A 3,265-nucleotide genomic window follows, 5' to 3' on the forward strand; every position below is an offset into this window, starting at 1 on the left:
GGATCAGCGAGCGGACCAGCTGCTCGCGCCCGCCGCGGCGCCCGCGCCCGCCGCGGCGCCCGCGCCCGCCCCGGCGCCCAAGGTGCCGCCCTTCCCCGGCGACCGGTACTTCAGGCCGGGACAGTCCAACGCGTACGTGGAACAGCTCGGTCGGCAGCTCGTGAAACGGGGCTTCGGCGCCGCGTACACCGAGGGCCCGAGCCGCATGTGGGGCGAGGCGGACCGCAGGAACACGGCCGCGTTCCAGCGGGCGCTGGGGTGGACCGGCAGCGCGGCGGACGGCTACCCGGGCCCCGAGACATGGCGACGACTGTTCGCATGACGGAGGAAAGCATGACGACGACCACCCCGCCCGACGACACCCCGCCACCGGAGCCCCCCGCGTCCGCGCCACCTGCGGACGGCGAGGGCGCGGCGGCCGGGGCGGGCGCCTGCGCCGCTCCCGGCACGCCGGGTGAGTGGCCTGGCAGGACCGCGGGGCCGGCGGACGGCCCGGCGCCGAGCCGGGAACCGGCGGGCGGCGCAGGGCCCGCCGCCGTGCCTGCCGGCAGTGCGCCGTCCCCGGCGGTGGACCCGAGACCGGCCGGCGCGGGACCCGTGGGTCCGGGATCGGACGGCGCGGGATCGGACGGCGCGGGATCGGACGGCGCGGGATCGGACGGCGCGGGCGGCGGCGAGGGCCCCGACGTGCCGGGGCCGGAGCACGTGGAGGGCGATGGGGCCGTGGGCGGGCAGGTCGCGGTGCCCTCGCCCGCGGGGGCGCCCGCGGACTCCGGTGTGGTGGCGGACGGGTCCGTCGAGGCGATGGCCGCGCCCGGGGCGTCCACGGCGGCAGCGGACGGGGCGGACCCCGCGCCCGAGGGTCCGGCGCGGACCGGCGCGGGCGACTGGGCCTTCGCCGACCGGCCCGTCGAAGGCGACGCGCTGGTCGGCGCGGTCGGCGGGCAGGGCAGACAGGGCGGCGGCCTCCGGCGCAGCCCGCTCATCGTCGGAGAGGCCACTCACGAGATCCCCGTGCACCTCCTCTTCAGGGACGAGGTCGACCCGGCGGCCCGCCGTACGCCCACCGTCGTCGGGCGGCGCCTCGGCACCGGGGAGCAGCCCAGGATCCGCCGCACCGGGGCGCCCGCGCGGCCCGAGCCGCCGGTCGACCCCGGGATCGCCGAGCGCCCCGGGCCTGCGCTGCCCGGCTGGGCCGCCGCGTTCGCCGGGGCGCTCACGCTGTTCGGCTGCCTCGCGCTGCTGTGGCGCGCGGGCGCCCTGCCCGACGCGCTGACCGGCATGGCGGGGCTCGCTCCGCGCCCGTACCTGGGGATCGGCATCGGGCAGTGGCTGCTGCTGACGCTCGGTGTGGTCGTGCTGCTGTTCACGCTCGGCGGCCTCAGCCGCGGCAGGCTTGGGCACGCGCTGGTGCTGACCCTGTTCGGCGAGTACCGGGGCAGCGTCCGCCGCACCGGGCTGCTGTGGATCAGCCCGCTGCTGCTGCGCCGCAGGGTCGACGTACGGCTGCGGCACTGGCGCTCGGAGCCGATGCCCGCGATGGACGCCCACGGCGCCGCGCTGCGCGTCGTCGTCCTCGTGGTGTGGCGGGTACGGGACACCGTGCGCGCGACACTCGGCATCCGCGACCACGAGGAGTACCTGCGCGAGCAGGTCGAGGCGGCGCTCGCGCGCGTGCTGTCGCAGCTGCCCGCCGACGCGTTCCACGGCGCCTCGCCGACGCTGCGCAACGCGGAGGCGGTCGGGGACTCGCTGACCCGGGTGCTGAGCGCCGAGTGCAGGCCCGCCGGGATCGAGGTGTTCTCCGTGCAGCCCACCCGCATCGAGTACGCGCCGGAGATCGCGGACGCGATGCAGCGCAGCCGGATCGCCGCGCTCGACGCCCGGCACCGCGACACCGTGCTGACCGCCGTGGTCGACGCGGTGGACGAGACGGTCCACCGGCTCACCGCGCGCGGCCTCGTCGAGCTGGACGACGACGAGCGCAAGGCGCTGGTCAAGGACCTCACGGTGGCGTTCTGCACCGGGCGGGCCGGCGGCACAGGCGAGCGCTGACCCGATACGGCACGAGGGCCGTGGACCGGATGACCCGGTCCACGGCCCTCGCCGTGCAGTGCGCCGCCAGGGACTCGAACCCCGGACCCGCTGATTAAGAGTCAGCTGCTCTAACCAACTGAGCTAGCGGCGCTTGCTGACGTAGTAATCATACCTGGTCCCGGGGGTGCTCGTGACCACGGACGACCGCCCTCAGGCGGAGGAGCCCGCGACGGCGAGGGTCAGCGCGAGGGGGGCCGCCCCGCGGTGGAGCGCGGCCGCGGCGGCGCGCAGCTCGTGGGCCCGCTCGACGGGCAGGGACAGGGCGAGCGCGCCGACCGTCGGGCCCGCGGCCAGGGGGACGGCCGCGCAGACCGTGCCGACCGCGTACTCCTGGAGGTCGAGGACCGGGGCCGTGGGCGGCCGGCTGTCGAGGCGGGACAGGAGCGCCTGCTCGCTGGTGATCGTGTGCGAGGTGAGCCGCGCCGTCTTGTGCCGGGCCAGGTGGTCCCTGCGGCTCTCCCGGTCGAGCTGGGTGAGCAGGCACTTGCCGACCGCGCTCGCGTGCGCCGCCGCGCTGAACTCGACCCACTCGCGCACCGGCGGCGTGCCGGGCCCCGCGGCCATCTGCGTGACCCGTATCTCACCGTCGATGTAGCGGCTGATGTAGACCGCGGCACCCAGCGAGTCCCGCAGCCCGGCCAGCGCCTCCTGGAGCCTGTCCGCCACGCCACGCCCGCGCGTCCCGCCCGACCCGAGCAGCGCGAGGGCGTCGCCCGCGGCATAGGTGTCGTCGGCCAGCCGCTCCACGTACGCCTCGCGGCACAGCAGCGCGAGCAGCGGCGCCAGGTGCGCCGCGGGCAGCCCGCACTCGCGTGCCAGCTGCTCCCCGGTGGCGCCGTCCGGGTGGCGGAAGACGGCCTCCAGTACGCGCAGCACGTAGTGCACCGAGTGGAACGGCGCGACCGGCTCCGGTGCGACCACCGCGCTTCCCCCTGCCCTGTGTCCTCCGCCCCCGGCGTGCCCAGGGGCCCTCGGCCCGTGGCGGACCAGGGGTCAACGATAACCACGGGAGGCCCCGACGGGCCGCCGCGGACGGGGAATTGGCCCGGGGCCGGTCCCTGGCCCGCCCTCCCCGCCCGTCATCGGGGGCGGCCGGCCCGGGACAACGCACTCAGGGCCTCTCGTGTGGGTCATGCCGGGCTCGCGTGTCCCGGCACCGCGTCTCGCG

General features: G+C 77.4%; 3 protein-coding genes and 1 tRNA gene. 2 read left to right on the forward strand and 2 right to left on the reverse strand.

Annotation, left to right across the window (positions count from 1 at the left end):
- Positions 1-322 (forward strand): peptidoglycan-binding protein (locus ABEA77_RS33620; protein ID WP_345655935.1); only part of this gene is annotated, 322 nt, incomplete at its 5' end.
- Positions 323-333: 11 nt separating this feature from the next.
- Complete coding sequence (locus ABEA77_RS33625; protein ID WP_345655937.1) at positions 334-2,055, forward strand: SPFH domain-containing protein; 1,722 nt, start codon at positions 334-336, stop codon at positions 2,053-2,055.
- Positions 2,056-2,114: 59 nt separating this feature from the next.
- Here ABEA77_RS33625 and ABEA77_RS33630 read toward each other — a convergent pair.
- Both ABEA77_RS33630 and ABEA77_RS33635 read right to left on the reverse strand, forming a co-directional pair.
- Positions 2,115-2,188, reverse strand: a tRNA-Lys gene (locus tag ABEA77_RS33630).
- A 59-nt stretch (positions 2,189-2,247) separates the two neighbouring features.
- Complete coding sequence (locus ABEA77_RS33635) at positions 2,248-3,018, reverse strand: IclR family transcriptional regulator domain-containing protein (RefSeq protein ID WP_345655939.1); 771 nt, start codon at positions 3,016-3,018, stop codon at positions 2,248-2,250.
- Between the last annotated feature and the right edge of the window lie 247 nt (positions 3,019-3,265).

It is taken from the genome of Streptomyces tremellae (assembly GCF_039540215.1).
In the GTDB taxonomy this organism is placed as follows: Bacteria; Actinomycetota; Actinomycetes; order Streptomycetales; family Streptomycetaceae; genus Streptomyces; species Streptomyces tremellae.

What these genes read in the sequence shown, in the direction of transcription:
- ABEA77_RS33625 (WP_345655937.1), top strand. Translation starts at nt 334, where the DNA reads ATGACGACGACCACCCCGCCCGACGACACCCCGCCACCGGAGCCCCCC.